Annotated in this window: 27 protein-coding genes and 1 riboswitch; of the genes, 8 read left to right on the top strand and 19 right to left on the bottom strand. The window is 40.0% G+C overall.

Features of this window, described 5'->3' with window-relative positions; all coding sequences use genetic code 11:
- Positions 1 to 6: 6 nt before the first annotated feature.
- From HRJ06_RS14790 to HRJ06_RS14775, 4 genes are all read right to left on the bottom strand, one after another.
- A complete protein-coding gene (locus HRJ06_RS14790) occupies positions 7 to 1,701 on the bottom strand; it encodes a M3 family oligoendopeptidase (RefSeq protein ID WP_174733723.1) in 1,695 nt (564 codons plus the stop codon).
- Between the two features lie 225 nt (positions 1,702 to 1,926).
- The gene (locus tag HRJ06_RS14785; RefSeq protein WP_174733722.1) at positions 1,927 to 2,376 is read right to left on the bottom strand and encodes a MarR family winged helix-turn-helix transcriptional regulator; all 450 of its coding nucleotides are present in this window, start codon (positions 2,374 to 2,376) and stop codon (positions 1,927 to 1,929) included.
- 294 nt (positions 2,377 to 2,670) lie between these two features.
- On the bottom strand, positions 2,671 to 3,039 hold the full coding sequence (locus HRJ06_RS14780; RefSeq protein WP_174733721.1) for a hypothetical protein: 369 nt from the start codon (positions 3,037 to 3,039) through the stop codon (positions 2,671 to 2,673).
- Between the two features lie 17 nt (positions 3,040 to 3,056).
- Positions 3,057 to 3,608 (bottom strand): spore coat protein, encoded by a 552-nt coding sequence (locus HRJ06_RS14775; RefSeq protein ID WP_174733720.1) that lies wholly within the window; start codon positions 3,606 to 3,608, stop codon positions 3,057 to 3,059.
- Positions 3,609 to 4,198: 590 nt separating this feature from the next.
- Here HRJ06_RS14775 and HRJ06_RS14770 point away from each other — a divergent pair.
- Positions 4,199 to 5,431, top strand: coding sequence for an MFS transporter (locus HRJ06_RS14770; protein ID WP_174733719.1), 1,233 nt, complete (start codon positions 4,199 to 4,201; stop codon positions 5,429 to 5,431).
- 62 nt (positions 5,432 to 5,493) lie between these two features.
- On the opposite strand, the gene HRJ06_RS14765 is transcribed toward HRJ06_RS14770, so the two are convergent.
- Positions 5,494 to 6,021, bottom strand: a complete 528-nt coding sequence (locus tag HRJ06_RS14765) for a hemerythrin domain-containing protein (protein ID WP_242035264.1) — start codon at positions 6,019 to 6,021, stop codon at positions 5,494 to 5,496.
- A 189-nt stretch (positions 6,022 to 6,210) separates the two neighbouring features.
- Between HRJ06_RS14765 and HRJ06_RS14760 the strand changes: the two genes are divergently transcribed.
- Positions 6,211 to 6,558 (top strand): hypothetical protein, encoded by a 348-nt coding sequence (locus HRJ06_RS14760; protein WP_174733718.1) that lies wholly within the window; start codon positions 6,211 to 6,213, stop codon positions 6,556 to 6,558.
- A gap of 350 nt (positions 6,559 to 6,908) precedes the next feature.
- Positions 6,909 to 7,814, top strand: coding sequence for a glycerophosphodiester phosphodiesterase (locus tag HRJ06_RS14755; protein WP_174733717.1), 906 nt, complete (start codon positions 6,909 to 6,911; stop codon positions 7,812 to 7,814).
- A 507-nt stretch (positions 7,815 to 8,321) separates the two neighbouring features.
- On the opposite strand, the gene HRJ06_RS14750 is transcribed toward HRJ06_RS14755, so the two are convergent.
- Genes HRJ06_RS14750 through HRJ06_RS14735 form a run of 4 tightly spaced genes read right to left on the bottom strand, consistent with a single transcriptional unit; the run spans position 8,322 to position 11,777 of the window.
- Complete coding sequence (locus HRJ06_RS14750) at positions 8,322 to 8,606, bottom strand: ferredoxin family protein (RefSeq protein WP_174733716.1); 285 nt, start codon at positions 8,604 to 8,606, stop codon at positions 8,322 to 8,324.
- Positions 8,606 to 9,901, bottom strand: a complete 1,296-nt coding sequence (locus HRJ06_RS14745; RefSeq protein ID WP_174733715.1) for an FAD-dependent oxidoreductase — start codon at positions 9,899 to 9,901, stop codon at positions 8,606 to 8,608. Before HRJ06_RS14745 ends, HRJ06_RS14750 begins: the two co-directional genes overlap by 1 nt.
- Positions 9,894 to 10,922, bottom strand: coding sequence for an electron transfer flavoprotein subunit alpha/FixB family protein (locus HRJ06_RS14740; protein ID WP_174733714.1), 1,029 nt, complete (start codon positions 10,920 to 10,922; stop codon positions 9,894 to 9,896). Before HRJ06_RS14740 ends, HRJ06_RS14745 begins: the two co-directional genes overlap by 8 nt.
- A 21-nt stretch (positions 10,923 to 10,943) precedes the next feature.
- Positions 10,944 to 11,777, bottom strand: coding sequence for an electron transfer flavoprotein subunit beta/FixA family protein (locus HRJ06_RS14735; protein WP_174733713.1), 834 nt, complete (start codon positions 11,775 to 11,777; stop codon positions 10,944 to 10,946).
- Between the two features lie 402 nt (positions 11,778 to 12,179).
- Here HRJ06_RS14735 and HRJ06_RS14730 point away from each other — a divergent pair, with 402 nt between their 5' ends.
- Positions 12,180 to 12,914, top strand: coding sequence for a ZIP family metal transporter (locus HRJ06_RS14730; RefSeq protein WP_174733712.1), 735 nt, complete (start codon positions 12,180 to 12,182; stop codon positions 12,912 to 12,914).
- A 109-nt stretch (positions 12,915 to 13,023) separates the two neighbouring features.
- On the opposite strand, the gene HRJ06_RS14725 is transcribed toward HRJ06_RS14730, so the two are convergent.
- The 6 genes from HRJ06_RS14725 to HRJ06_RS14700 form a co-directional block, all read right to left on the bottom strand.
- Positions 13,024 to 13,275 (bottom strand): aspartyl-phosphate phosphatase Spo0E family protein, encoded by a 252-nt coding sequence (locus HRJ06_RS14725; RefSeq protein ID WP_338421106.1) that lies wholly within the window; start codon positions 13,273 to 13,275, stop codon positions 13,024 to 13,026.
- Between the two features lie 404 nt (positions 13,276 to 13,679).
- The gene (locus tag HRJ06_RS14720) at positions 13,680 to 14,204 is read right to left on the bottom strand and encodes a 1,2-dihydroxy-3-keto-5-methylthiopentene dioxygenase (protein WP_174733710.1); all 525 of its coding nucleotides are present in this window, start codon (positions 14,202 to 14,204) and stop codon (positions 13,680 to 13,682) included.
- A gap of 118 nt (positions 14,205 to 14,322) precedes the next feature.
- A complete protein-coding gene (locus HRJ06_RS14715; RefSeq protein ID WP_174733709.1) occupies positions 14,323 to 14,958 on the bottom strand; it encodes a methylthioribulose 1-phosphate dehydratase in 636 nt (211 codons plus the stop codon).
- On the bottom strand, positions 14,955 to 15,617 hold the full coding sequence (locus tag HRJ06_RS14710; protein WP_174733708.1) for a 2-hydroxy-3-keto-5-methylthiopentenyl-1-phosphate phosphatase: 663 nt from the start codon (positions 15,615 to 15,617) through the stop codon (positions 14,955 to 14,957). Before HRJ06_RS14710 ends, HRJ06_RS14715 begins: the two co-directional genes overlap by 4 nt.
- Positions 15,618 to 16,835, bottom strand: coding sequence for a 2,3-diketo-5-methylthiopentyl-1-phosphate enolase (locus HRJ06_RS14705; protein WP_174733922.1), 1,218 nt, complete (start codon positions 16,833 to 16,835; stop codon positions 15,618 to 15,620).
- 63 nt (positions 16,836 to 16,898) lie between these two features.
- Positions 16,899 to 17,006: riboswitch (SAM riboswitch) on the bottom strand.
- Positions 17,007 to 17,083: 77 nt separating this feature from the next.
- Positions 17,084 to 18,259 carry a pyridoxal phosphate-dependent aminotransferase gene (locus HRJ06_RS14700; RefSeq protein ID WP_174733707.1) on the bottom strand — a complete coding sequence of 392 codons (1,176 nt, stop codon included), beginning with the start codon at positions 18,257 to 18,259 and terminating at the stop codon, positions 17,084 to 17,086.
- 198 nt (positions 18,260 to 18,457) lie between these two features.
- Between HRJ06_RS14700 and HRJ06_RS14695 the strand changes: the two genes are divergently transcribed.
- The gene (locus HRJ06_RS14695) at positions 18,458 to 19,243 is read left to right on the top strand and encodes a carbon-nitrogen family hydrolase (protein WP_174733706.1); all 786 of its coding nucleotides are present in this window, start codon (positions 18,458 to 18,460) and stop codon (positions 19,241 to 19,243) included.
- A gap of 184 nt (positions 19,244 to 19,427) precedes the next feature.
- Here the strand turns inward: HRJ06_RS14695 and HRJ06_RS14690 are convergent, their stop codons facing one another.
- Both HRJ06_RS14690 and HRJ06_RS14685 read right to left on the bottom strand, forming a co-directional pair.
- Positions 19,428 to 19,922: a methylated-DNA--[protein]-cysteine S-methyltransferase gene (locus HRJ06_RS14690; protein WP_174733705.1), complete on the bottom strand. Its 495-nt coding sequence runs from the start codon at positions 19,920 to 19,922 to the stop codon at positions 19,428 to 19,430.
- Positions 19,922 to 22,084, bottom strand: coding sequence for a PAS domain S-box protein (locus tag HRJ06_RS14685; protein WP_174733704.1), 2,163 nt, complete (start codon positions 22,082 to 22,084; stop codon positions 19,922 to 19,924). The genes HRJ06_RS14690 and HRJ06_RS14685 overlap by 1 nt, the downstream gene beginning before the upstream one ends.
- 279 nt (positions 22,085 to 22,363) lie before the next feature.
- Between HRJ06_RS14685 and HRJ06_RS14680 the strand changes: the two genes are divergently transcribed.
- Positions 22,364 to 23,392 carry an acyltransferase family protein gene (locus HRJ06_RS14680; RefSeq protein ID WP_174733703.1) on the top strand — a complete coding sequence of 343 codons (1,029 nt, stop codon included), beginning with the start codon at positions 22,364 to 22,366 and terminating at the stop codon, positions 23,390 to 23,392.
- Positions 23,393 to 23,590: 198 nt separating this feature from the next.
- Positions 23,591 to 25,351 carry a B12-binding domain-containing radical SAM protein gene (locus HRJ06_RS14675; RefSeq protein ID WP_174733921.1) on the top strand — a complete coding sequence of 587 codons (1,761 nt, stop codon included), beginning with the start codon at positions 23,591 to 23,593 and terminating at the stop codon, positions 25,349 to 25,351.
- A gap of 11 nt (positions 25,352 to 25,362) precedes the next feature.
- On the opposite strand, the gene HRJ06_RS14670 is transcribed toward HRJ06_RS14675, so the two are convergent.
- Both HRJ06_RS14670 and HRJ06_RS14665 read right to left on the bottom strand, forming a co-directional pair.
- Complete coding sequence (locus tag HRJ06_RS14670) at positions 25,363 to 25,512, bottom strand: hypothetical protein (protein WP_174733702.1); 150 nt, start codon at positions 25,510 to 25,512, stop codon at positions 25,363 to 25,365.
- Positions 25,513 to 25,544: 32 nt separating this feature from the next.
- A complete protein-coding gene (locus tag HRJ06_RS14665; RefSeq protein WP_174733700.1) occupies positions 25,545 to 25,709 on the bottom strand; it encodes a hypothetical protein in 165 nt (54 codons plus the stop codon).
- Between the two features lie 131 nt (positions 25,710 to 25,840).
- Between HRJ06_RS14665 and HRJ06_RS14660 the strand changes: the two genes are divergently transcribed.
- A complete protein-coding gene (locus HRJ06_RS14660) occupies positions 25,841 to 26,188 on the top strand; it encodes a DUF3905 domain-containing protein (protein ID WP_174733701.1) in 348 nt (115 codons plus the stop codon).
- The last annotated feature ends 502 nt before the right edge of the window (positions 26,189 to 26,690 follow it).

Raw genomic sequence — 26,690 nt, 5'->3', positions numbered from 1 at the left:
GTTAAGCTACAGCTCCCGGTCATCTACTGAATCGAGCCAGGTCTGGATTTCTCCTATCACAGATTCCACACAACCTGCTTCGAAAGGTGACATTAAATCAGCAGCCTTTACAAGTTCCGTAAATGACATGCTGCCACCAAGTTTACATAGCTTAATATAGTCATTCCAGGCATTAGAATGATTTTCTCGTGATTTTTTCCAAAATTGAAATGCACAAATTTGAGCAAGCGTGTAATCTATATAATAAAATGGAGATGTATATATATGGCTTTGCCGCTGCCAGAAGCCTCCTTTTTCAAGATAGGCATTTCCATCATAATCTACATGTGGCAAATACGTTTTTTCCATCTCACTCCATTTACCTTTCCTCTCTTCTGGAGTAGCTGATGGGTGTTCATACACCCAATGCTGAAATTCATCAACAAGTACACCATACGGTAAGAACTGTAGTCCGCTGCTTAAATGAGTAAATTTATATTTATCTGTATCTTCCTTGAAAAAAAGCTTCATCCACGGCCATGTAAAGAACTCCATACTCATAGAATGGATTTCTGCTGCTTCGTACGTCGGCCAGTAATATTCAGGGGTATCAAAATGGGCACTAGAATAAACCTGGAATGCATGACCTGCTTCATGTGTTAAAACATCAATATCTCCTGCTGTCCCATTAAAGTTAGAAAAGATAAACGGAACTTTGTAATTTTCAATAAATGTACAATAGCCCCCGCCGGCTTTTCCTTTCTTAGCCGCCAAATCCATCAGATTATTTTGCCTCATAAAGCGGAAGAATTTTCCGGTTTCTTCGGACAGCTCCTCATACATTTTTTCGCCTTTTTCGAGGATCCATTCGGGGTCCCCCTTCGGGACGGCGTTTCCAGTTTTATACTCGAAGGGCTCATCATAGTATTTTAGTTCCTCCACGCCAATCCTCTGTCTTTGCCGCTCTTTTAGTTTAGTTGCAGCCGGAACAATATATTTCTCGATCTGTTTCCGAAAGGCAGCGACCATTTCAGCATTATAATCGGTCCTGTCCATTCTGAAATAAGCTAATTCCACAAAATTATTAAAGCCTAGCTTATGAGCGATCTCCGTTCTTACTTGAACCAAATCATCAAAAATACGGTCAAATTGCTCTTCATGCTCAGCAAAAAAACCGAAACGGGATTTGCTCGCTTTTTTGCGCATCTCCCTATCCTTGTCTTCAGCAAAAGGGGCTAGCTGTGCAAGTGTACGTTCCTCGCCCTGAAACATAATTTTTGCCGAAGCAGTCAATTTTGTATACTCTGTTGCCAATTTATTTTCTTTCTGAAGTAATGGAACAACATCTGGAGAAAATGTTTTTAATTGGGCGGTGGCGAGGGCAAACAGCTGAGATCCCCATTTTTCTTCAAGCTCTGACCGAAATGGAGAATAGACAAGTGCTTCATAATATTTATGGACAAGCCCTTCTACTTCAGGTTCCAGTTCATCTATAAAATCCTGCTCTGTTTGATAGAATTCATTAGTCGTATCAATTGAATGCCGAATATAGCAAAGGTTAACCATTGTATCCAGATCGTTTCGAACCATATTTATTTCGGTCATTAGTTGACTCTGTTCGGCCCCGGTGCCAGCAGACTTGAATTTTTCCAGAATGGCTTCAAACTTCCCTGCAATTACTTCAAAATTAGGCCTTACATATGTATAATCATTAAAACTCATGATTTCCCCTCCTTAAATTTCAAGCATATCATCTGTTATCTAACAGTTCATCAAAGAGCAAAAGCACATGCACCCTTTAAGCGACATATCAACTGGAGCCATGAGGAGCGGAAGCAATTCGTGGCTTACTTATTTTAAGTAGCTGAGTCCAGTACATTAGTTGCTGTACGCAGACAATGCTTTCAGTTTTCTAAACGAAGAAAAACGGCCTGGTCATCCGGCCGTTTAGTATTTGCCTACAGACAAACCCAGCTTCTTTAGTAAGCGGATTGCTTCTTGCTGCTCTTCTTGCTCTAACACGCTCATAATTTCATGAATTCTTCCTTCATGTTCAGGAAATATAGCCTCGATCAATTTCTTTCCCTTTTCTGTTATTTGCGCATATGTCACCCTTCTATCCTTTGGGCAGGCAACTCTTTCTAGAAAGTCTTTTTGCTCCAGCTTATCGACAACATAGGTTATACTGCCGCTCGCCAGCAGAATTTTACCGCCGATTTGCTGAAGCGGTTGGTCCCCCTTATGATATAAAAGTTCCAATACTGCAAACTCTGTGGGATTAAGGCCGTTTTGCTGAATTACTTTATTAACTTGTTCATTTATGGCACGGTAAGCCCTCGACAGTACGATAAACAATTTTAAAGATTGATTTACCTGATCGTTGGTCAATTTACTCATTCCTTTTAGTCCATTTATTCAATTATCCTATCTTTAGTATATATGAAATTATAAGAGATATCAGTAACTACTTTACAATAGTGCAAATGCGAGGAATGCAGAGACGGATTTATCTGTTATAGTTTAATTTTCTTTTTGGTTATTATTTCTTACAGAATAGAAGCAAGAAAGCCAATAAATAAAGAACATCACAGCTCTTCTTCAGCTGTGATGTTCTTTTTACGAGGATCTCCAGAATTCTGTGTGGAATCATAAGATTAGAATTCAGAGTCATTAATCACTACGCAAAATTATCTATTGGCGAAATTGAACCCCTTGCTGATTTTGAAATCCTGGGATTTGGGATGGTGATTGATGAAACAGAGTTGATTGCATTCCTGATACTCCAGATTGATGACCCATTCCTTGCTCCAACTGATTTATGGCATTAATCATCTGCTGGCATTTTTGAATAGCAGATTCATGATATTGAAGGCTTTGCTGCAAATACTGAGCAGCCTGTCTTTCACGGTGCTCCATTTGCTGAAGCATTTGAACATTTTGCTGTTCTTGTTGAATCATTTGTCGGTATTGCTGATTGCTCTGCTGGGTTTGCTGAATTAATTGTTGAGCAATCTGACGGCATTCGTTAAGCTGTTGCATTCCTTGGTTTGTATTCATCATAATTAAACTCCCCCTCATTAGTATATTGGGCTTACATTGGTTGGAGCTGGCTCGTATTGTCCTAATATGGCATCTTGATTGCTTAGATATGGGATCTGATAATAACCTCTTTTATTCATAAACAAAAACAATTCATATGCTTGGTCAGCACAATTCTTCGCACCTTGGATTAATGCCTCTCTCATTTGCGGAGCAGCACATTCAAGCGCACTAGTCATTTTTCTAATAGCAGAAGACTTATGACAATTCAACATTCCAGCCGCAATATCCTGGTCTTTTAATTGCATTAAGGCTGCTTTTGGATAGTATTGCGGCGGCTGATCCAAACCGTATATTGGCTCGGAACGGCCCCTATGGCTGTACTCAGTTAGCCTTCCAGGGGAACCTACTAAATCGATCAGCATGTTATACTCCAGCTGCATAAAGTTAAGCTGATGACTTAGAATATTTCTTAAATCATCGCCCTGTACATGGGGTTCGTATAGATGAAACTGGTTTATCCCGTTAACAGCATCATTTAAAACCTCATGAATTTCTAGAACTTCATGTGCACCTAATGTATTCCGCATGATCCTTCCCCCCCCTGCACTATTAGATGGAATTTTACTTCCACAGTTAGAATCATCAACTTAGCCTTAATCTATTCCTGTAAAAATTCCCACTAAGCGAGATAGGTTTCTCTAGCCAACAGATTTTTTTAAACACTAATTGCCACCTATACTTCATAAAGGTGCGAGGAAAGATAATAGTATTATGCTTTGGCTCACTCTAATTCACATATGCCGTTAAGTACATTTAAAACACAAAAATCGATTTCCGTTATCTCCACTCCTCATCACTTTTGTATAGACCATCTCTGTTTTGAACAGGTATTTTTGTAGCCTAAGTAGAGGATAAGATTCCTGAGCGTAAAAAAGTTGGAAATGTTCCATCCAATTTTCTGGAATGGATTGCGGTTCAAAACCTATCCAGATATGTAATGATGTATCTTCAGTCAGTAACTTCTAAAGCTTCTCCAAACAAATCACCATTCATCTTTGAAGCATAGTACCCAACCCGCCTACTAAGATTAAAAATTCCTTAAAAGGAAATGGCCCAGTGTTAAGGTTTATAAGTTAAAATATAAACAAATCAGAAAATTTTTAGGGAGATAATATGAATGAACACTGGATCTGCTGCTGTAAAATTGAAAAAGAAAGAAACCGAAACAACTGCTTACAAAATATTATTCATCATTGGGCTATGTCATTTATTAAATGACTCAATTCAAGCTGTAGTTCCTGCTATGTTTCCAATCTTGGCAAAGTCAATGGGGCTGACCTTTACCCAGCTCGGTCTGATTGCATTCTCACTAAATATGGTTTCGTCCGTCATGCAGCCTTTAGTTGGAATGGCTGCCGATAAAAAACCGATGCCATATGCCCTTCCGATTGGACTAACGTTTACTCTTTTTGGTGTACTAGGATTAGCCTTTGCTCCAAGCTTTAGTTTAATTATCATCTCCGTCCTGCTAATAGGGCTTGGCTCGGCTGTATTTCATCCCGAAGGTTCACGTGTAGCGTATATGGCTGCTGGACCGCGACGCGGGCTGGCACAATCCATTTATCAGGTAGGCGGAAATTCCGGCCAGGCACTAGCGCCTTTAATAACGGCAGCAATTCTTGTACCGCTCGGCCAACGAGGCGCTGCTTTGTTTACGATTGTAGCTGCGGCTGCTGTTGGTCTGCTTACGTATATTGCAAAATGGTACGCTAGCCAGCTCCAGATTGAAAGAGAGCACGCTAAGGCAGCTAAAAATACTCCGAGCAAAAAGATTGGAGTTACCAGTTCCGTTAAAGCAGCTTTAGCCATCATTTTGCTGATAATCTTTGCTCGTTCTTGGTATGGATCAGGGATTACTAATTTTTATGCATTTTATGCGATCGATCAGTACGGTTTATCTATTAAACACTCTCAGTTCTTTCTATTTGCCTTTCTGGTAGCTGGTGCTGCCGGCACGTTTTTTGGCGGGCCGCTCGCTGACAGGTTTGGCAAAAGAAATATCATTTTTCTCTCGTTGGCTGGTGCTGCACCTCTCTCGGCCTTGATCCCTTTTGTTCCGATGTCGGCAGCTTTTATCCTATTAGCTTTGAGCGGTTTTATATTATCATCCAGCTTCTCAGTTACTGTCGTTTATGCTCAGGAATTGGTACCCGGCAGAATTGGTACCATGGCTGGGCTGACAGTAGGGCTGGCATTTGGGATGGGAGCACTCGGATCTGTCGGTCTAGGCTTTTTAGCAGACTTAATAGGTCTTTCCCTAACGATTAAGTTAACTGGCTTACTTCCATTGTTGGGGTTGTTCGCCCTTTTCCTCCCTTCAGATGAAAAACTCTCTGAATGGAATAGCTAATATAGCCATAAATCAATAAAAAAAACAAGGGCAGAGTTATTATTCTCTCCACCCTTGTTTTTTTAAATTTCTTTGATTCTAGCTGCCAATTGTGCCTTTTCACTCTCGTTTAACATTCTCTCTGCCATTGGAAACAGAACATTCTCTTCTTTGGAAAAATGGTCTACCAGAGTATAATTTGCTTGTTTGATCATTGCTGATAATTCCCTCATCTCAACCTCAGAGATATCATCTAAACCATTCTCAGTTCTTTCTAAAAATCTTCCAATTAGAGACTTGGCTTGGTCATGTTCATATTCCATTACAGCAATAGGACCAGACTCCCTGCCAATATAAGCCCCCATCATTTCGAACAAGACTCCTTCTTCTCTTTCTGAATGAGGTCCCAGTTCTCTTATAAATACCTCAACGGATTCGTGCAGAGCCTGAAAATGAAACGAAGGATCTTCGTTATTTTCTACTTTTAAAGAAAGGGAAAGCAACTCCTCAAGTTTTTTCAGCAAGGGGGGGTGCTCACTTTTAAGCTGACTCAACCCTTCGCATAAATTTACCTGCCCGCTTCCCATAAACCCGCTCATACATCCTTCCATATCCATCGCTCCTCTTTAAGTGATAATTAAAGTATAAGGTCAAAGCGTTAATTAGGTTGTGACGAGCATCACTTATTGCAATCAAGAAGGAATGTTAAAATGTTCAGAAATATTTAACAATTAGTCGAGAATTAACTAAAACTAATTCATATAATTAAAGTACATTAAGTTTAAAAAGGAGGAAAACATGTGCAAAACCAATTTTACACAGACTTCTATCCTAAACGATTATTTCCCATTGGGCCGAATGATCAAGAGTTACTTTTGAAGCAAATGAATAACATCAACTCAAAAACGCTCCTATCCTGCTGGATGGTTGCTCTTGAAGGCCGCCCAAAATTAATGACTGAACGATATGAGTGGAGAGCAGCTGTGTATCTTTCAGATAGTGAAGGGATCTATGATGTCAACCAGCCGTTTTATGTTTCCGGTTATTTTGAGGATATATACCTGGCTATGGAAACCGCCACCGATCTTGAAGCAAACGGCAAGAAAGACCTGCTCTCTGTTGTCAGCCACAAAAATAAAATTAGCTGACCCTCGCCCTCACCTTCACATTTTTCGTGCTTCACCTCTTTTTAACTCTTCTTGTGAATAACCGTACATACAATACTATCCTGCTAAGTTAATTGCATTTATCCTCTTATATTAGTCAGATTTCTAGAGACCTTTTTCCCTTCTGTCCTATCCCCCATTAGACCCAAAATTAATAAACACTCAACAATACTCTATGTCTATTTTCCTGAAATCCCCAATTTTGTTGAAATATTCATTTTATTGTGATAATTTAACTCTGCCAATCTAGTAAAAAACAATAGGAGGTATGAGAAAAATAGCCTAGTAATCGAAAATATTCATTTCAAATTGAGAAAGGGATGGTGATACAAATGAAAAAGACACTGATTACACTTTTATTAATAATACCACTCGTTTTGTTTAGTTCTGTTACCTCAAACTTTTCGGCGGCTAATGGAATAAGTGAAGCTACTATTCACCCAAGCCTCACTCCTAATAAGCTGCTAAATGTAGCACACCGCGGGGCTTCAGCTTATGCACCGGAACATACTATTGCTTCCTATAAACTTGGAGAAGAAATGAAAGGAGATTATATTGAAGTTGACTTGCAAATGACAGAAGACGGCGTACTCGTGGCAATGCACGATCTAACGGTTAATAGGACTACAAATGGAAGCGGCTACGTTAAAGATTTCACCTTGAAGGAATTGAAACAACTTGATGCAGGAAGCTGGTTTAATGAACAACACCCGGAATATGCCAATCCTTCCTATGCAGGTATTAAGGTACCAACTTTGGAAGAAGTCATTCAAACGTTTGGAAAGGGGTCCAGGTATTATATCGAAACAAAATCTCCAAACACGTATCCAGGAATGGAGAAAGAGCTGATTCGCATCTTGAACAAATACAAATTAATCGGCCCTAACACGCCTTCCAGCAAGGTGATTCTACAATCTTTCAGCCCTGAAAGCCTCCAGATCATTCATGATTTAGATAACAGAATTCCTTTAGTTCAACTAATCTCCTATCGTACAAAAGCGACTATAACCGATGAGGAATTACACGCATATAAAGAATATGCCATTGGGCTTGGCATGTCTCACCATAGAATTGACCAAGCTTATGTTCAAAAGGTAAGAGATGCCGGACTGCTTATTCACCCTTATACCGTTAACGAAAAAGCAGATATGGCAAAGCTTTTGGACTGGGGTGTAACTGGAATGTTTACCAATCATCCGGACAGACTGCAAGAGGTTCTTGAGAGCAGAGAAGATTGATTGGGCATATTGTAGTGCAGGGGTAATAAGATTTCCTCCATCGATCTATTTTATTTTAGATAACATCCAGCATTTTTGCGCTAAACTTAACGAGATGTCTTTAAACACTCAACCAAATACTTGACAAAACACTAACAGAATAAAAAATACTGCGACATAACTGCCGCTCTGGAAATAAACTACGCTTCCTTCGGGCTCGGGCTGAGCCTCCTGTTCGTCCCTCACTGCGGGATCTCACCTTCTTCGCTATCCCGCAGGAAGCGGTTTTCTTCCGAGGAAGCTGAAGTGCCGCCCTCGGAAAGCGACTGCCTGAAGCGGAAATCAACACTGCTACAGCGCAGTAGATATTAACGGAGATAGAAAAGAGCCGTGATTTCAAACGAAATCCACGGCTCTTTTTATGTGTTGGAAACTATAAAAGTTCAAAGCTGAGGTTAAACGATGAGTTGTCTGCATCTAATGGTTTGTTTATTAATCGTTAACCGTACCTTCATTTTCGCTTTACGGTTAAGCAAGCCTAAAAACAATTCCATGCCCGCCCTTTGGATATTCCCATTTAATATTTTGGTAAGGGCAGCCGATCCGGCAGCTGCCGCATTCATGGCAGCCTTCATATCCGACCTGCATCCGCAAGCCTTCCCACTTGTATACTTCAGCTGGGCAGAATACAGTACATAGCTTATCGGGGCATTGTGTCATACAAACATCATGATCAAGCACAGTTAAGTGGGATTTAGTATCACATTTAAATCGCAGCAAATACTGTTTTTCTTCAATGTTTTTTGTTGACATTATTTCACCGCCTTCCACGCACGATAAATATCCTGCAACATTCCAAATTTACCTCTTTCACTCGTCATGTTTCGCATGATTTCCTTTTGCTTATCTCGTTTAGGCGTTCCATCAACCGTAAAGAACTTGCTTGCTGCCCGGTTCATCATCGGTACATAGTCCCTTAAGTATTGTGGATACTTTTCAAAGACATGGGCTGCGTCTTTATATTTTTCTAGATCCTTCATAATGAAGCTTCCGTATAGTGCGTCTTTATACCTGTTTAGGCTCGATTCACTGAAATCATTAGCTTGTTTTGCCTCAATCACTGCCTCTGCAGCCATTTTTCCAGATGACATTGCCATATTCGAGCCTTCCCTGTGAATAGCATTTACAAGCTGTGCTGCATCTCCAACTACTAAAACTCCATTGCCGGCTACTCGTGGGACAGATCGGTAGCCCCCCTCAGGGATTAGATGTGCAAGGTATTCAGCCGACTCTCCACCTTCAAGATATGGCTTAATCATGGGATGGGTCTTTAGGTAATCTAGTAAATCGTAAGGCTTTAGCTTCGCTTTAATCATACTGGATAAGGTAGTTCCTACCCCAATATTTAAACTTTCCTTATTGGTATACAGAAACGCTGTTCCTAGATTCCCTTTTGTCGAGTCACCAAAAATCTCAATTGTGCAGCCCTGATTTTCTTCGAGGTTAAATCGATCGTTGATTTTGTCTTTAGGAAGATTTACAACCTCCATTACTGTTAAAGCAACCTCGTCTGGACGGAACTCTTTATGAAATCCAAGCTGTTTGGACAACAGGGAATTTACCCCATCTGCAAGTACGACCACATCTGCCAGTATATCTCCATCGGGACGATCCGTTCTAACGCCGATCACTTTTCCGTTTTCTACAAGACATTCCAGGACAACCGTTTCGTTAATTAGCAGTGCCCCTGCCTCAACGGCTTTCCTTGCGAACCATTGGTCAAAATGCGCGCGCAGCACCGTGAAATTATTATATGGCTCCATCCCCCATTCAAGACCTTTATATCCAAAAGAAACGACTGATTCTTTATCCATCATCCAAAAGCGCTGTTCAATAACGGGGCGCTCAAGTGGTGCCTCCTTCCAAAACTCCGGAATAATTTCTTCCATTTGTTTTCTGTATAACACACCACCCATAACATTTTTACTTCCAGGGTATTCGCCGCGCTCGATTAAAAGTACATTCAGGCCACTTTTGGCACAGGTATACGCACATGAGGTTCCAGCTGGACCGGCACCTACTACGATAACATCAAACTTCTCAGGCATAACTAATTTCACCGCCCTTTTCGGTTTTCATTTCTTTAAACTGTTGAATGAGCTTTGGGAGAATTTCCAGAGCATCTCCAACAATGCCGTAAGTAGCCACCTCAAAGATAGGGGCGCCTGGATCTTTATTAATGGCAATGATCAGCTCGGAATTCTTCATTCCAACAACATGCTGGATAGCTCCTGAAATCCCAATTGCGAAATATATTTTTGGAGTTACGGTTTCTCCAGTCTGCCCGACCTGAAACTCATGAGGAAGCCAGCCGGCCTCAACAACATCTCTCGTCCCTCCGACACTTGCCCCAATCGTGTCAGCAAACTCATGAATAAGCTGAAAACCGTGAATATCCCCTAATCCTTTTCCTCCACAAACGATTACATGCGCCTCGGCTAAATTGGTCTTTTTTGTTAACTCCTTCACAATTTTAAGCACTTTTGTACGCATATCTTCTTCTTTCAAATTAAGAGTTTCTTCAATAATACTCCCCTGTCTATTGCTGTCCGGTTCAAGAGCCTTCATAACCTTTGGCCTGACGGTAGCCATCTGTGGCCGATGCTTTTTACATAAAATAGTCGCCATGATATTTCCTCCAAAAGCAGGGCGGCTAGCTTCTAATAGTCTTTTATCAATATCCACATCCAGCATCGTTGTGTCAGCAGTAAGACCTGTGCTTAAATCAGTGGCAACTGCACTCGCTAAATCCTTTCCATTAGGGGTAGCTCCATAAAGAAAGATTTCTGGCTTATAGGTTTCTGCGAGTTTAATCACACCTTTCATATAGGATTCAGTCCGGTAGTCCTTAAGAACCGGGTTATCAATCACATATACCTTATCTGCACCATATGAAATAACTTCTTTTGCCAGCTTCGTAACTTCATGGCCCAGCAGAATACCTGACAGCGGTACCTCTAGCTTTTCGGCCAGCTTTCTGCCTGCTCCGAGCAATTCAAGTGAAACTCCTTCAATTGCACCATCATTTTCTTCAATAAATACCCAAACCCCTCTGTATTCTTCCATCATGTACACTCCCCCTTCTCCCTATTAGTTCGCTGTACTGGTTTCTTTTAACTTTAGCAAATCTTTTCTTTCCATTAAAATATCCATAAGCTGAGAGACCTGTTCATCTGATGAACCTTCGAGCTTTTTTCCTCCTTCTAGTTTTGGGGGAGTAAACATTTTCCCTACAATGGTCGGAGATCCTTTTAAACCAAGCTGGGTTTTGTCTACTTCACCTAAGTCACTTACTGCCCAAATTACCGGCTCATACCTAGCAGCTCTTAACATATTCGGAAGTGGTGAGTAAAGAATACTGTTTATCTCTTTTTCTACTGTCAAAAGGCAGGGCAGCTGTGTTTGAATTAGTTCATACCCGCTAATCTGTTTTCGCTTTATCAGGACTGTCTTCTCAGCTTTATTAACCTCTGACACTTCAATTACATTGGTTATCGGAGGTATATCCAGCCTTCTGGCGATCCCCGGCCCCACTTGTCCAGTGTCACCGTCTATTGCATGCTTACCACAAATTACAAGATCTATCGGTTCTTCATTTGCTATTTTTTGGAGCGCTTTTGACAGTGCATAGCTGGTAGCAAGAGTATCCGCCCCTGCAAAAGCACGGTCAGAAATCAGATAGCCCCTGTCAGCCCCAATTTCAATGCTTTTTTTTATGATCGCAACTGCCTGAGGCGGACCCATAGATAAAACAGAGATCATACCACCGGTCTCCTCTCTTATTTTCACCGCGGCCTGAACTGCATGGGCATCATACGGATTTAAAATCGCTGGAGCGCTGCGCCGGTCCAGTGTGTTCGTCTTTGGATTAATCTTAATAATTTTCGTATCTGGCACCTGCTTGACACAAACAACTATATGCATGTGCATTTTCCCTCCCTAATGGAATAAGTCGAAAGCGCTTGTTTAAAAAATATAAAAAAATGCTGTGTAGTACGATATATGAATCGTGCCACATGCATAGTACAGCCAATTTAGAATTCTTAAATTTTCACAGCAGCATTGTCTTGATGAAAGGAATTAACAAGTGTATATTTAACCAATCAGATGGAATTCCTCTATAATTTATCCACTGAAGTAAGTGTGAGGAAATTTTGCAGCAATCGTACGGATTAAGCCTAAATATTTATTATTAATTTAAATATAGAAAATTTTAGAATATACACAATGATAAAAATCACAAGTTCGCTTAGTAATAATGGTTTTGGTGAGATTTATAGAAGGTTTGTTAATTTAGTGGATTCTAAAGGGGATGGGAGACATACTATGAACGAAGTTATAACGGGAAGTGTCCTCTCGGCTCTTTCAACCGGGTTAGGTGCTTTACTTATCTTATTTATGAAAAATTCAGTTACCCACCGTTGGCGGGATACACTGCTTGCCTTTACAGCTGGTATTATGATGGCTGCATCAGTGATGGGATTGATTCCTGAGGCTCTTAATACTGGAGGGTTTTTTCAGCTTGCAGTAGGCGTATTTCTTGGGGTAGCTACATTAACTCTTCTGGAAAAAAACATTCCCCATATCGATCTGCAGCATTCACAAAGAAACATAAAATTTGATGAAAAAGCGATGCTTATTATCGCAGCGATTACCCTTCATAACATACCAGAGGGCCTTGCAGTTGGAGTAAGCTATGCATCAGGGGATACTGCTGATACTGGCAATCTTATTGCTTTTGCCATCGGTCTGCAAAATGCTCCAGAAGGTTTTCTCGTGGCTTTGTTTCTTTTCAATCAGGAAATAAATAAATTTAAGTCTTTTTTAATTGCAACGGCAACAGGAGCCATTGAAATTGTTTCGGCCATGTTTGGGTATTACTTAACCTCTTTTGTCGAAGGGCTTGTCTCATACGGACTTGCTTTTGCAGCAGGAGCCATGCTGTTTATTATCTATAAAGAGCTGATTCCTGAAAGCCACGGTGATGGTAATGAAAGGACCTCTACTTATTCTTTTATTGTTGGCCTGTTGTTCATGATCATGCTCTTGGAGTTATTCTAACCACTGTCCAAAATAAGACAGTGGTTTTTTGTCTTAATATGACGGCTCATTACGTTTAAGCCCCATAACTTGCCTATTATGGGGTGTTTGTTGTGAATAAAGAGCTACTTTAATATACTGCACTTAGTTCCGGTCGAGTGATAATCATCGTTAAATGCCTGTACACAATTTTCTCTTCTCTTAGGAAATCATAGGAGTTATTGGCCGTGCGGTGATATTCATTAAGCAGTTCATCCAGCTCTTGGCTGCAACTGACTGTTTCTTCACTGGTAAAGCCCGTTATTCGTGCTGCTTCCACCATTTTCTCTCGTTTTCGATGAATTTCTTCCAGCAGGGTACTTTCATGTTCTGACACTGACACTTTCATTTCCTCCTAAAATCATTTAGCTCCTGTGATTGTCTAAAATCAATTCGTTTAACCACTAAATTAACCGCTTGTATATTTCCACCTTTATCCTTTAGCACCTTAAAGGAAATAGGATACTGATGAATTATTACAAATTTTTTTAGGATTGTAAATAGTATCGCAATATAAGACAAAAAATTCAGAAAAAAATTTTTCTCGACAGAGCTAGCCGTGTTTTGCTGGTCATAATTCGACATGATTTGAAACTTTAAGTTTGTTATTTTAAGAGAATCAGTAAAATACTGCCTGCTAGCTTCGTGGAAATTATTTTGGAAAAGTATAAAAGTCCAATGTCAAAAAGACATTGGACCTATTTTGCTATTTATTATAATTTGTATTTTTCTCGAATTTTTTTTGATTTAAGCTTGTTTGTCGTAGATAGGTACCCATCCTTCGGTTGTAACAAAAATCCGGACAGCAACCACTTTCCGATCATCCTGAAGAGTAAAATAGTGACGGATATTTTCAGGTACAGAAATTAGATCACCTGGCTCGAGGAATACCTCAAAAAACGCACCGTCTTTCCCTTGAATAACAAAAACTCCATGTCCGCTCACAATAAAACGAACCTCATCATCTGTATGGTGGTGCTCTTGTTTGAAGTTTGTTAAAAGTTGGTCAAGGTTAGGTGTAGTTTCTGACAGAGAAATGACATCCTGTGCTTCATAGCCGCGGCGAGAAGAAATATCTTTGATTTCCTCACCAAACACCTCTAAAATTTCTTGCTTTTCTTCATCAGACAACAAGAATTTCTCCTGCAAGTGGGATGGAAGTTTGGAGATATCCCACTTTTCGTAAATAACTTCCTGGCTATTCAAAAATGAAGCAACTTCTTCCTGATTTTCAATTTTATCTTGTGTTTGCTGTAATACAATATAAGCCATATTAACCTCTCCTTTTTTATATTAGGCTCTGTATAACCTTTTGTGTTAATTTCCGCTCATTGCGGTCGCATTCCACAATCAGCAGCCACTACCCCAATGACTTTTACACAGCCCTTTATTAAATTTCTTTTGTACCGAATGATCCTTTACATTCAATCAGCCTAAGCTGATACTTGAATAAAAACTCTGATGCTTCTAGAAGTTTTTTTGCTTCGAAGGCATCCTTCCCCCAGACAGTTATCCCATGATTACGAATCAAAACAGCGCCAGATCCCTCACTAACATGTTCGGCAAACTCTTTTGCCAGGGTAGGAATGTGAGCATGGTTTGGAATGATTGGAATTGTGAGGATATCATCCTCTCCCCATTTGTTAAAGGCCTTAATCAGCTCCTGCCCCTGAAATCTGACCTCTCCTTTGTCTCCATATATTTCTGAAATAACATTATTATCGATCGTATGCACATGCAAGCTGCAGCCGGCTCCTGTTCTGCCGTAAATTTCAACATGCAACAGCGTCTCCGCAGATGGTTTTAAATGAGTGTCCTCGACAGGGCGGCCCAATTCATCAACTAACAAAAAATCTTCCTCTGTTCTTTTACGTTTATCTTTTCCGCTCGCCGTAACTAGAAACTGAATGGGATTGTCGCTGACTTTAATAGCGAGATTTCCGCTAGTTCCCATAAACCAGTCTCGCTCAGCCAGTTCTGCCTTTACATCAGCAAGTTCTTCCCATTTTTGTTGAAGTTTGCTCATTTCATCACCTCTTCCATGTTTTCAAACACTGATAAAACATCATAAAAAGTTTCAAAAGGTTGATATGGAAGATTTAATTCTTGCGATTTTTCTTTTAGATAAGCCCTTGCCAGGACTAAATCAGCTTGCTTAGCAGCTTCCAAATCGGTAACGGAGTCACCAATAACAATTTTAAAGCTATTAGTATCTGTATTTCTTCTCATAATCGAAGGTTTACAGCAGCCACAGTCATTCTTGCATTGACTGTCGCAACTGTTTGGCCAAGTAATCTCTATGTTTTCCCCGCTAAAATCAGAGCCATTGCAATAGAGTCCTGCAAACGGTCCGAACTCCTCTAATACAGGGTGGATAAAGAAATCTATCCCTCCGCTTACAATGTAAAGTGGGATGCCTCTATTCCGGGTATAGCTGACAAACTCTTGAAAACCGGGACGGATTTTTGCATTTTTAATCGCGTAATCAGTGATTTCCTTTTTTAAACTGCTTGGCAGGAGGGCAAACATTTTGCCTACCCCTTCTCTAATCGAAATCTTTTGGGAAAGAATATCCTCTTTTATCTCCTCAAATTCGGGAGGAGCAAATTGCTCCATGAGAGAAATAATATTATCTTTTTCTGTTATTGTTCCATCAAAATCACAGAAGATAATCGGTTGTTTCATTTAACCGCTCACCTCCACCGAACCCCATAGGTTAATAGCGGTACGCAACTCATTATGTACCTTCATGCCCTCTGCGAGAGACTTTCCTTGCATTATCGTTTCTATAGCCTGTCTGAATGCTCTGCCTCCGCCTTTTGCACCATCCGGGTGACCATGCACTCCACCTCCAGCATTGATAACGGACTGTATACCAAAGTCTCGCATCAGGACAGGGACAAGACCTGGATGGATACCGGCAGAAGGAACAGGAAATGCCTGCTTAATATCATCTTCTGCAATCAAAGCATTAGATATTGAAAGTGTCTGCTCTCTTTCTAATGCCACCGATCCGTACGGAGAAGGAAATAGCGATAAGTCAGCGCCAGCATATCTTAGAAGTTTCCCTAACATTAGAGAATGTGAAATTCCATAATGTTGTGACGAGGTAAAGGCTCCGCTTACGGCTGGATGTGCCATGATTGGAAGCTGAATTCCATTATCTTCACGGAGCTCTTGCAAGACATCAAGGCCATAAGCGAACACATTAAAGAGCAGCATATCAGCACCAAGTTCCGCCGCCTTTCTAGCTTTATCTTTTAGATTAGAAGTCCGGCCAGTTAGATTGACAGAATACAACGTACGGTGTCCTGTTTCTTCAAAAACTTGCTCTAAAACTTTCTTGGATCCGGTAATTCGTTTTTCAAAAGGAGTTAACTCATTTTCAAACAAAATTTCATCGTCTTTAACAATGTCGATGCCACCTAAAGCCTGCTCTTTTAGCTGCTGCAAAAGGAAGTCTTGATCTTTGCCGATTATCCCTTTAAAAATACTCATCAGCAGAGGACGTTCGTACACACCTGTTTTCTTTCTTATTCCTTCAATCCCGAATCTTGGTCCCGGAAATGACTTCTTAAGATTTTCACCAAATTCTAAATCAAGCAGTTTTACTTTTCCGTCCAATGACAGTTTTCCAAATACAGTTATTAAAATAGCCGGAAGATCAGCAGAAAAATTTGCGGTAGGATATGCTACCTTTATCCGACCCTTTATTTCTTTTGTTTCTGAAGTTAACGGTTCAACTGATACAACTCTTCCTTTATGCTTACGCAGCTGTTCCTGCTCTAATTCCGGAAGATCTGTCCAGGATCCAATAGTTAAACCAAGGGCGATGCCTTCCGCTTTTTTTTCCAAATTTCCTTTTGCATCGTAAACCTGATAGGTTGCTATAATTTCAGTCATAGTTCCAATCCTTTCTAACACAAAAAACCTCTTCTGTAAGAAGAGGTTGATATTTCAACCATCTTCTTATCTATCAGCCCCGCTGCAAGAATTAGCACCGTGCTTAATATAGCTATTAAGTCGGTTGCCGGGTTTCATCGGGCTCGTCCCTCCACCTGCTCTTGATAAGAAAACAATTTATTTAAGTTATTAAATTTGTAAAAATAAGATAAGTAGGATTATGTCACTTTTCAGTTAAATTGTCAATATCATTTAAAGATATTCAGTTCTCTTATCCTTGAAACCACCTCGGTTAACCGTTCTACGGATGTCAGCATGCCTACTCTTACATAACCCTCCCCATACGTACCGAAACCGACACCGGGGGCAACTGCAATATAAGCCTTTTCCAGCAAGTAATCTGAGAACGTTTGTGAAGTGAAACCTTCCGGAACCTTAAGCCAGGCAAAAAAGGATCCTTTAGGCGCTGTAACTTCCCATCCTAATGACTGCAGACCGTTTATCAGAGTATTCCTTCTGGCTTCATACAATTCATTGAGCTCTTTTACACAATCTTGCGGGCCAGTCAATGCTTCCGCGGCAGCCTCCTGTACTGCACCGAAAAGGCTAACGTAAAGATGGTCCTGAAGCAAATTGATCGCAGAAATTACACTTTCATTTCCTGCGGCGAACCCTACTCTCCATCCTGCCATGTTATATGTCTTGGATAATGTATAAATTTCAATCCCCGTTTCTTTAGCCCCTTCAGTCTGAAGGAAACTAACAGGTTTCTGACCATCAAATCCAATCGCACCGTATGCAAAATCATGAACAACACATATGTCATTCTGTGTGGCGAGGGCAACTGTTTCCTCAAAAAAACTGTTTGTGGCTGTAGCTCCAGTTGGGTTATTTGGATAGTTTAGAAACATTAATTTGGCAGCCTTTAAATGTTCCTCAGCGATCTCTTCGTACTTAGGCAAGAAACCGTTCTGCTCCCTTAAGGGCATAGTAACCATATTGGCTTTTGCCAGCTCAACACCAGACCAGTAATCCGGATAACCGGGATCAGGAACCAACACAGTATCACCCGGGTTTAAGAGACACTGAGGTATTTCAACCAGACCGGCCTTTCCGCCAAAAAGTATCGCTACTTCTTTCTCTGGGTCTAATGAAACCCCATATTCCCGCATATAAAAGCTTGCGGCCGCCTCTTTTAAATAGCTAAAGCCTCTGAAAGGAGAGTATTTGTGGTTAATTGGGTTTTCTGCAGCGCTTTTGAGTTTTTCAACAATATGCTCAGGGGTTGGCTGGTCAGGGTTTCCCTGGCCAAGATTAATTACATCATAGCCTTGCTCCACATACTGGTTCACTCTCTGTACAAGAGAGGCAAAAAATTGTTTTGGCAGGCTATTTAATAGCTCTGATTGTTGGAAATGTTTCATATTCACACCTGCTTAATTTAATTTAGGCTGTTAAAGTTTACCGTCCTGAAATTTGACAAAATGAATTTATCCCCGCTTTATTTTATATTGTTTATTGAAATTATAAAAATCTTTTTATTGAAAATCTAGTCACAAATGATATAACGTAAGTAACAGCTTGTAAAGTAAAAATTGCTTAACACTCCAGGAGGGGGAAAAATGAAATTAAAAATTGCATTACTGCAAATGGATATCGCTTTCGGCAGCCCAGAAGCAAACTATCAGGAGGCTGAAAAGTTAATCCAGCAAGCCAGCTCTGAAAACCCAGATATTATTGTATTGCCAGAGCTATGGACAACAGGCTATGACTTAGAAAACCTGACAAAGACAGCAGATCCAAATGCTGAAAAGGCGATAACCTTTCTCCGCGCAGCAGCAGAGAGGACCGGCAGCCATTTTGTCGGCGGATCAATTGCGAATTTAACAGAGAGTGGAATTAAAAATACTTTGCTTGTTGTCGATAAAAATGGTTCATTTATTCACGAATACAGCAAACTCCATCTGTTTAAGCTGATGGATGAACATCACTACCTTTCTGCCGGTGACAAGAAGGGATTGTTCAACTTAAATGGCCGGAAGTTTGCCGGTATGATCTGTTATGACATCCGGTTCCCTGAATGGATACGATCTCATACGTCCAGAGGTGCTGAGGCTCTTTTTGTTGTAGCTGAATGGCCTCTGGCCCGTTTGGAGCATTGGAGAGCCCTGTTAATCTCCAGGGCCATTGAAAATCAATCCTTTGTGATTGCTTGTAACCGCGCTGGCTCTGATCCCAAGAACCAATTTGCTGGACACTCCCTGGTTATTGACCCATGGGGTGAGGTTATTGCAGAAGCAGGAGAGCAGCAGGAAATATTAACAGCAGAAATTGATCTGGATAAAGTTCAGGAAGTCCGAAAAATGATTCCGATATTCGAAGATAGAAGACCTGAGTTTTACGATTAACCTCTGTGATTTTAACTAAAAAACTTTCATTTAGCACTCTGCTTTCTGCCTTGATTATAGGCAGGGGCAGGGTGCTTTTGCATCGGGGGATTAACTTGGACTCCAGCAAGGGACCCTGGTATTATTGTTATTTTCCCTCCAGGCAGGCTTAAAAAGAAACAGAACACCTATATGGTGTTCCCGGTTACTGCATCCTGCTTTGCTCATGCATTAAAAGAATCTCCTTAAGATTGGTTCTGCTCCCCGCATATCCTGTTAATGTATTATTTTTTCCAATAACCCTATGACAGGGGATGATAATCGGAAATTTATTTGCTTTATTGGCCTGCCCCACTGCCCGCACTGCCTTTGGTCTTCCAGTACCTTCAGCTACCTCTTGATAACTTCTTGTCTCACCATATGGAATGGTCCGCAATTGCTTCCACACATCCTGTTGAAAAGGAGTACCAGCGGAAGCTAGCGGCAGATCAAAAGTAATTCTTGTTTTGTTAAAGTACTCCTCCAATTGTTTAATGCAAGCAAGGAGTACTGGGTTATTTTTCTCTTCTTGCAAAGCATCCTTGTTGGGCTCATTATTAAAGAAATCTTCATCACCAATATGAATAACTGTGAGGTTTCCCTTCTCAGCCACGGGATAGAGCCTGCCGATAGGGGAATCCCAGCTGGAAAAGCTGCGCATTACTTTATCCCTCTCTTCTGAGTCAAAGGCAAGGTGATTGTAAATACCGTACCAACACCTTGCTCGCTTTCTGCCTTTATGGTACCGCCATGCTCTTCGATAATTTTAAAGCTGACCATCAGCCCTAACCCTGTTCCTTTTTCTTTTGTTGTGTAAAAAGGTTCTCCCAGTTTTTTTATCATCTTCTCAGAAATTCCAATTCCCTGATCTTCAATGGAAATTTGAATGGTCTCATCAAAATTTTTTGAAATTGAAACTGTGACAATCCCCCCAGTTGGCATCACTTCAATTGCATTTTTTATTATATTGATAAAAACCTTTTTTAATTGATTGGGTTCACAAAATACTCTTGGTACACCTTTTTCAAATAAAGTTCGAATCTGTACGTTATGCAATACGGCCTGGGCATTCAGCAAGTCGACCGTTTCCTGCATAATTCGGTCCATTCCAACTTCCATATGTTTAACGGCCTGTGGTTTTGCCAAAAGAAGAAACTCATTAATAATTGAATCAATACGCTGAAGTTCTGTGTTAATAATCCGAAAATACATGCTATGCCCCTCAGCCATATTCCCTTCCAAAAGCTGGATAAACCCTTTCAAAGATGTCATTGGATTACGAATTTCATGGGCAATACCTGCAGCAAGTTCACCAAGAATATTCAAGGTGTCTGACTTGCGGAGTTGTTCTTGCATTTCTAGTTTTTCTGTTATATTACGAAAAACAGTAAAATTTAAACCATCGACTACATTTTTTTTTGTTGAATATTCAAAGAATTTCGGTCTTCCTGAAAGGATGACCTTCATTGTTCCGTTAACTTTTCCTTGGGAGCTCAATGCTTTCCTGATGAGAGATAGGTCTGACTTGTCTACCTGAAGTGCCCTAAGCAAATCGCCAAGCATGTGCCCCACAATTTGATTTTTGGTCAGTTCAAGCTTGTTCATTCCCGCTTTATTTACATCAATTATTAGTCCGTTATCCTTCCACAAAACAGACCCTTCAATCGAACCTTCAAACAGTCTTCTGAACTTTTGCTCACTCATTCTGAGAGTTTGCTCCATTTTCTGTTTTTCGCTTACATCTCGTATCATAACAAGATCGTGTTGGTCCAAAGCATTTCTTTTATACTTTATTTCCAAATGCCGGCCATTTCCTGCCCTTGTACGTACCACAAGTGTTGTTTGTGCTACTCCTGTCTCTGTCACCTGTCTTATTACATCCTCACAGCTATAGTTACTCTCATCGGCAAACTCCCACAGTTTCACTTGCAAAAGCTCTTCATGGGTGCATTCCAGAATCTCAGCAGCCATTTCATTTGCATTTAAAATGGCCCCTTCAGGCCCTAACAGCATTATTCCATCCTTTGCTTCTACAAACAGGTCCATAAACAAAGCTTCATTTCTTCTAAGCTTTTTTTCCAAGTAACGTTTATCAGTTACATCTCTTAAAATTGACATGTATAAACCTTGTCCTAATACACTTGTATTGCACTCGTAGTAATGGACATTCCCATGATATTTTAAAGGCAGTACGGTCCTAAGCTTCCCTTCTTGTTTAAGCAGTTCAATGCTGTTCGGGAGCCTGGAACGATAATTTTTTGGGATAAAGAAATCCAGTTCCTTTCCGGCCACCTCTGACCTATGAATGCCTAGCTTGTTACAAATATAGGGGTTGACATCAAGAATGATGCCGGAACCATCAAAAAACACAATCCCGTCTTCGGCTAAATGGAAGATGTCGGAGTATCTAGTCTTGCTTGTCAAATCAATAGAATAAACGAAATAATGATCATCCATTGCATAAAAACAGGCAGTTACGGTTTTTTTTGTTCTCTTATTTTTCAGGTTTAAATAAAGCCCTTGATCGTTTACTCCTTCAATCGTTCCATCAAGATAATGGTCTGATGCTTTTAGTGGTACCCAAAAATCATAAAAGTCTCTGTCTATGGCTTCTGATCGGGTCGCAGATATAAGGAAGCTTGCTTGGTCATTTAGGTCGATTATTTTATTTTGGCGATTGACAATGATAAGAGCTTCTTCACCCTTGAAATTTAACAACCACCGGGTTACTGCCTTAGAATTCTTTAGCTTGAGATTTTCCCGTTCAAGTGCGGCTATTTTCATTTTTAATTTTTGAGTTTCATCGTCTTTAACACCTGGCACTGACTAGCCCCCTTACACCAAAATACATACTGTTTCGACACTGTTAATTAAAATTATAATAAAAGAGCTGTTAATAGAGAAGTGAAATTTTCCATATAGAGGATATTCATAGCTATCTCTCTTTATAAAATAGCTAGCGTATCATCCTAACCGCAAGATACCAGAGGAATTTCTTCATCCTCCCTATATCTGGACAAATAAAATTCCGTTGCTGTTCTGTTTAACATTTTATACAGCGGGTAAATGGGATTTGACTATTAGGTAAACAGGGAGGAACCTATGAAACAGAGAGATTATTACTTTGATAACGCAAAATTCATTCTGATCTTCCTTGTTGTGTTTGGCCACTTACTCCAAACATTTATTAAGGATCATCAATTCATGTCCAATCTTTATAAAGTTATTTATACCTTCCATATGCCTGCTTTTATCCTTGTATCAGGCTACTTTGCCAAAGGCTACAATAAAACAGGCTATATTCCTAAAATCGCTAAGAAACTTATTTTCCCCTACTTGCTTTTTCAGATGATTTATTCTGTTTTTTATTATTATTTGTTTAATAAATCTCAATTGGTTATCGACCCATTAAATCCTCATTGGTCGTTATGGTTTCTAATTAGCTTGTTTTGCTGGAACATAATGCTGTTGATTTTCGCGCGTTTCAATTCCAAGGGTTCGTTAGCAGCAGCTCTCTTGATCGGGCTTGGTATCGGCTATATTGACTGGATTTCAAATTATCTAAGCTTATCCAGAACATTTGTGTTTTTCCCATTGTTTTTGCTTGGATACTTTATGAATAAAGAGCATTTCCAACAAATAACAAAGCCAGCCTTTAAACTTTTTGCTGGGCTTATTTTTGTGTTCGTGTTCACTGGATTTTATCTAAATCCAGATATCAATTATAAATGGCTGCTAGGTTCAAAGCCATACGCTGAGCTTGGTGCTGCAGCATTGCCAGCCTTGTTGAATAGACTCGGTTTTTATTTGCTAAGCTTGGTAATGGTTTTAAGCTTTTTCGCTTTTGTCCCCAAAAGACAATATTATTTTACACATCTCGGTAAAAACACCCTATATGTCTACTTACTCCATGGCTTTTTTGTTCGAATGTTTCGAGAAAGTCATGTACAAAATTATTTCAAGGATCCCGAAACACTACTTTTCCTTGCGGTTCTTTCATTATTTTTAACGATGATACTTTCCAGCAAGACGGCAACCTTATTTACACAGCCGCTCATTGAGCTTGAGGCCTCCAGGCTGCGGCGATTCACGGCAAGAATAGCAGCACGAATGAACGTTAATCAAACTTAGACGAATGCTCCTAGCCAACCAATAAACTCATTTAGAAGAAGCTTGCATCTGCCAAGCTTCTTTTTTTGCCTTAAGGATATTTTTTCAAGCCCCCCGTTCCTATCTTTTTCAACTTTTATAGGCTATAATTAAATGTTGATTTACCAAACCTTTGGCCGGCCTCGTCCGAATACAGAAGGTAAAAGGAGATACCACTTGATGAATATTGTCTGTACAACATTAAATGCAAAATATATCCATACAAATATCGCCATCCGCTATTTAAAGGCGTATGCAGAGCCTGAGTTTTCAGTTCAATTGAGTGAATATACAATCAAAGATCCAGCCATTAACATCGTAACTGATCTAATCACAAAAAAGCCTGATGTAATAGGATTCAGTTGTTATATTTGGAATATTGAAGAAACGATAAAGGTAATTCAAATGATTAAAAAAATCAATCCAGCCATCCATATCGTTGTCGGCGGTCCAGAGGTTACCTATGATGTTATGGAATGGATGGAAAAAGTTCCTGAGTTTGATTTTATTGTAGTAGGTGAAGGCGAAAAAACGTTCAAACAGCTGCTTACACAGATTGAGGGATCCCAGGATTACAGCATGGTACCCGGAATCGTTTATCGGACAGATGGGAATATCAAACTAAATCCTCAGCAAAATAAAGTTGATTTAAAAGAGCTGCCATCACCATACCGGTATGCCGAAGATATCCCACATCTTTCAAAAAGAGTCACGTATATTGAGACAAGCAGAGGCTGTCCTTTTAGCTGCCAGTTTTGCTTGTCCTCGATTGAAGTAGGCGTTCGCTATTTTGACCGGGAAAAAATTAAAGATGATATCAGATACCTAATGAAAAACGGTGCTAAAACCATTAAATTTGTCGACCGAACCTTTAATATCAGCCGCAGTTACGCAATGGAAATGTTCCAATTTTTAATAGATGAACATAAGCCCGGCACAGTTTTTCAATTTGAGATTACTGCAGATATCATGAGGCCCGAAGTGATAGAGTTTCTTAACAAAGAAGCACCTCGAGGTTTATTCAGGTTTGAGATTGGGGTCCAGTCAACAAATGATTATACAAATGAGCTAGTTATGAGGAAACAAAATTTTGAAAAATTGAAAAGAACCGTAACAATGGTAAAAGATGGCGGGAAAATTGACCAGCATCTTGACTTGATTGCTGGCCTGCCAGAGGAAAATTACGACTCTTTTAAACAAACCTTCAATGATGTATTTGCCATGAGGCCGGAGGAAATGCAGTTAGGCTTTTTGAAAATGCTAAGAGGAACAGGGCTAAGGCTTCGGGCTGCCCAGCAAGATTATATTTACATGGACCACTCCCCTTACGAGATACTTGGGAATAATGTCCTTCCTTTCAGCGATATCATTAAAATCAAACAAGTTGAAGATGTCCTTGAAAAGTATTGGAATGATCATAGAATGGACCATACTGTTGAGTTTCTCATCACTAACACCTTTCCTACACCTTTCGACTTCTTCCAGGAATTCGGCAGTTATTGGGAAGAACAGGGCTGGTCAAGGATTGGTCATCAGCTTGAGGATCTGTTCACACGGCTTTATCAATTTCTGGAGGAAAATCACCAGGACCAACTGGCTGTCATCAAAAGTTTGATGAAACTGGATTATCTAGCCAGCCACAAACATAAGCCAAGAAAACCTTGGTGGGACATCGCATTGGATAAAAAGGAAAGATTACGCCTTTATGAGATGGTCGTTAAACAGCCTGAATTGTTCGGGGAGGAATTTTCTCAAATAAAAATGGGTGAGAAGGATTTGAATAAGCACACAGTAATCGAGGAACTTTCCTTTGATCTAAATCTCTATTTTGAAACTGGGCAAATACAAATGAACCCATCCTACTTATTAGTAGTGTTTGACTTTAAACAAGAAAAAGCTTCCCTCTATACCAGTTCCAGGATCAACTTAAAGCCGGCTTAAAAGCCGGCTTTTTAACGTTTATTTTTATTTTTTTTATTGTCTGCCTTTTGCTGATTTGCATAGGGAATCTCATACAGCTTGCTTGCGTTCATGTCGCCAAACTCATTCCCAAATTCTACACTGGTCTGCTTACTAACTTCCTCTTTTTTAATTTTATCCATAGGTTTTTTCCTCCTTTCAATGTGTTTTATCTCTACACACGACCTTTGCGACCTTGTTTAGAGTTACGGTTTGCCCCCTTCATAGCATCTTCTCCATGCGTAAATTCAGCTGAGAATTCAGTTTCCTCAACATTTTTCTTTGGTGTCTTGGAATACTTTTCAACTGCATTGTATTCTGCTTTCCGTTTTGCCATCATCCATCCTCCTAACTGCTTCATTCTGTTTAGTTTTTTCTAAGCCCGAGTTTCTATTCTTCCCGGCAGATTAAATTAAATCTCATAGAAATAATAAACATGCAAACACTAAAAAGAAAAGGGGCGAGTATTTTATGGAAAGAAAAGAGAATGAACTCAACCGCATTGATGTGGATAGCACTCTTCCTCATCAGATTTCAGCTCCAAGCTATAAAAATACAGAGACTAAAATGGAGCCCCCATTCACGAATAGACATGGTGTTATTATCGGTGACAGCCACTATACCTCAGCAGAATCACCGCTTGAAAATTGGAATGATGAAACAGATCCCTCAATCATGGCAGGGGATGAATGGGTACATCCAACCAATGATATAGGATGGAACACATCAGAGAATTTAGAATTGCTAGAGGAACAACGGAATCCAAAGGGGTATCCTTTTATGCACCCGACAATAGATGTTAGCAAAGGGCAAGATTAATACCATCTCCATACTTCCAATGGACAAAAAACAGGCGGAGAAATGTAACGGGTTCGGTTGTCGAATACAAAAACTAAGTAGCACACCAATTAGCACTCTTATTCGCAACTGAATTCGAATGCCTCTTTTTTTGATCGGGCCTTTGATAAAATAAACGGTGAAATAGCCTTGTAATCCGTACCCCTGTTAACATGGTGACATGAATTTTTATCAGCGTGTAAATTCATATGCTAATTGTCATGCTTATCCTTAATTCAGTAACCAGTGATCTATAAAATAAGCGGAGATTTTCCCGTTATGCTGCAGAATAGAGCTCGGTCCGGGATATATAGGCGGAAGTTTTTCCGTTAAATAAGGCAAAATAAAGTTAGTCTAAAAAGTGGACACGTGAAAATGAGATTTTATTTATAATATAAATATCATTTAAAAGGACGTGTTCAAGATGGGGAAGCACTTTTCACAAGAGTACAAAGAATATGTATCCAAGTTAGTGGTAGAAGAA

Source organism: Mesobacillus harenae (assembly GCF_013343715.1).
Taxonomy (GTDB): domain Bacteria; phylum Bacillota; class Bacilli; order Bacillales; family Cytobacillaceae; genus Mesobacillus_A; species Mesobacillus_A harenae.
This window is presented reverse-complemented; position numbering and strand designations above follow the sequence as displayed.

What these genes read in the sequence shown, in the direction of transcription:
- HRJ06_RS14790 (WP_174733723.1), bottom strand. Translation starts at nt 1,701, where the DNA reads ATGAGTTTTAATGATTATACATATGTAAGGCCTAATTTTGAAGTAATT.
- HRJ06_RS14785 (WP_174733722.1), bottom strand. Translation starts at nt 2,376, where the DNA reads ATGAGTAAATTGACCAACGATCAGGTAAATCAATCTTTAAAATTGTTT.
- HRJ06_RS14780 (WP_174733721.1), bottom strand. Translation starts at nt 3,039, where the DNA reads ATGATGAATACAAACCAAGGAATGCAACAGCTTAACGAATGCCGTCAG.
- HRJ06_RS14775 (WP_174733720.1), bottom strand. Translation starts at nt 3,608, where the DNA reads ATGCGGAATACATTAGGTGCACATGAAGTTCTAGAAATTCATGAGGTT.
- HRJ06_RS14770 (WP_174733719.1), top strand. Translation starts at nt 4,199, where the DNA reads ATGAACACTGGATCTGCTGCTGTAAAATTGAAAAAGAAAGAAACCGAA.
- HRJ06_RS14765 (WP_242035264.1), bottom strand. Translation starts at nt 6,021, where the DNA reads ATGGAAGGATGTATGAGCGGGTTTATGGGAAGCGGGCAGGTAAATTTA.
- HRJ06_RS14755 (WP_174733717.1), top strand. Translation starts at nt 6,909, where the DNA reads ATGAAAAAGACACTGATTACACTTTTATTAATAATACCACTCGTTTTG.
- HRJ06_RS14750 (WP_174733716.1), bottom strand. Translation starts at nt 8,606, where the DNA reads ATGTCAACAAAAAACATTGAAGAAAAACAGTATTTGCTGCGATTTAAA.
- HRJ06_RS14745 (WP_174733715.1), bottom strand. Translation starts at nt 9,901, where the DNA reads ATGCCTGAGAAGTTTGATGTTATCGTAGTAGGTGCCGGTCCAGCTGGA.
- HRJ06_RS14740 (WP_174733714.1), bottom strand. Translation starts at nt 10,922, where the DNA reads ATGATGGAAGAATACAGAGGGGTTTGGGTATTTATTGAAGAAAATGAT.
- HRJ06_RS14735 (WP_174733713.1), bottom strand. Translation starts at nt 11,777, where the DNA reads ATGCATATAGTTGTTTGTGTCAAGCAGGTGCCAGATACGAAAATTATT.
- HRJ06_RS14730 (WP_174733712.1), top strand. Translation starts at nt 12,180, where the DNA reads ATGAACGAAGTTATAACGGGAAGTGTCCTCTCGGCTCTTTCAACCGGG.
- HRJ06_RS14720 (WP_174733710.1), bottom strand. Translation starts at nt 14,204, where the DNA reads ATGGCTTATATTGTATTACAGCAAACACAAGATAAAATTGAAAATCAG.
- HRJ06_RS14715 (WP_174733709.1), bottom strand. Translation starts at nt 14,958, where the DNA reads ATGAGCAAACTTCAACAAAAATGGGAAGAACTTGCTGATGTAAAGGCA.
- HRJ06_RS14710 (WP_174733708.1), bottom strand. Translation starts at nt 15,617, where the DNA reads ATGAAACAACCGATTATCTTCTGTGATTTTGATGGAACAATAACAGAA.
- HRJ06_RS14705 (WP_174733922.1), bottom strand. Translation starts at nt 16,835, where the DNA reads ATGACTGAAATTATAGCAACCTATCAGGTTTACGATGCAAAAGGAAAT.
- HRJ06_RS14700 (WP_174733707.1), bottom strand. Translation starts at nt 18,259, where the DNA reads ATGAAACATTTCCAACAATCAGAGCTATTAAATAGCCTGCCAAAACAA.
- HRJ06_RS14695 (WP_174733706.1), top strand. Translation starts at nt 18,458, where the DNA reads ATGAAATTAAAAATTGCATTACTGCAAATGGATATCGCTTTCGGCAGC.
- HRJ06_RS14690 (WP_174733705.1), bottom strand. Translation starts at nt 19,922, where the DNA reads ATGCGCAGCTTTTCCAGCTGGGATTCCCCTATCGGCAGGCTCTATCCC.
- HRJ06_RS14680 (WP_174733703.1), top strand. Translation starts at nt 22,364, where the DNA reads ATGAAACAGAGAGATTATTACTTTGATAACGCAAAATTCATTCTGATC.
- HRJ06_RS14675 (WP_174733921.1), top strand. Translation starts at nt 23,591, where the DNA reads ATGAATATTGTCTGTACAACATTAAATGCAAAATATATCCATACAAAT.
- HRJ06_RS14670 (WP_174733702.1), bottom strand. Translation starts at nt 25,512, where the DNA reads ATGGATAAAATTAAAAAAGAGGAAGTTAGTAAGCAGACCAGTGTAGAA.
- HRJ06_RS14665 (WP_174733700.1), bottom strand. Translation starts at nt 25,709, where the DNA reads ATGATGGCAAAACGGAAAGCAGAATACAATGCAGTTGAAAAGTATTCC.
- HRJ06_RS14660 (WP_174733701.1), top strand. Translation starts at nt 25,841, where the DNA reads ATGGAAAGAAAAGAGAATGAACTCAACCGCATTGATGTGGATAGCACT.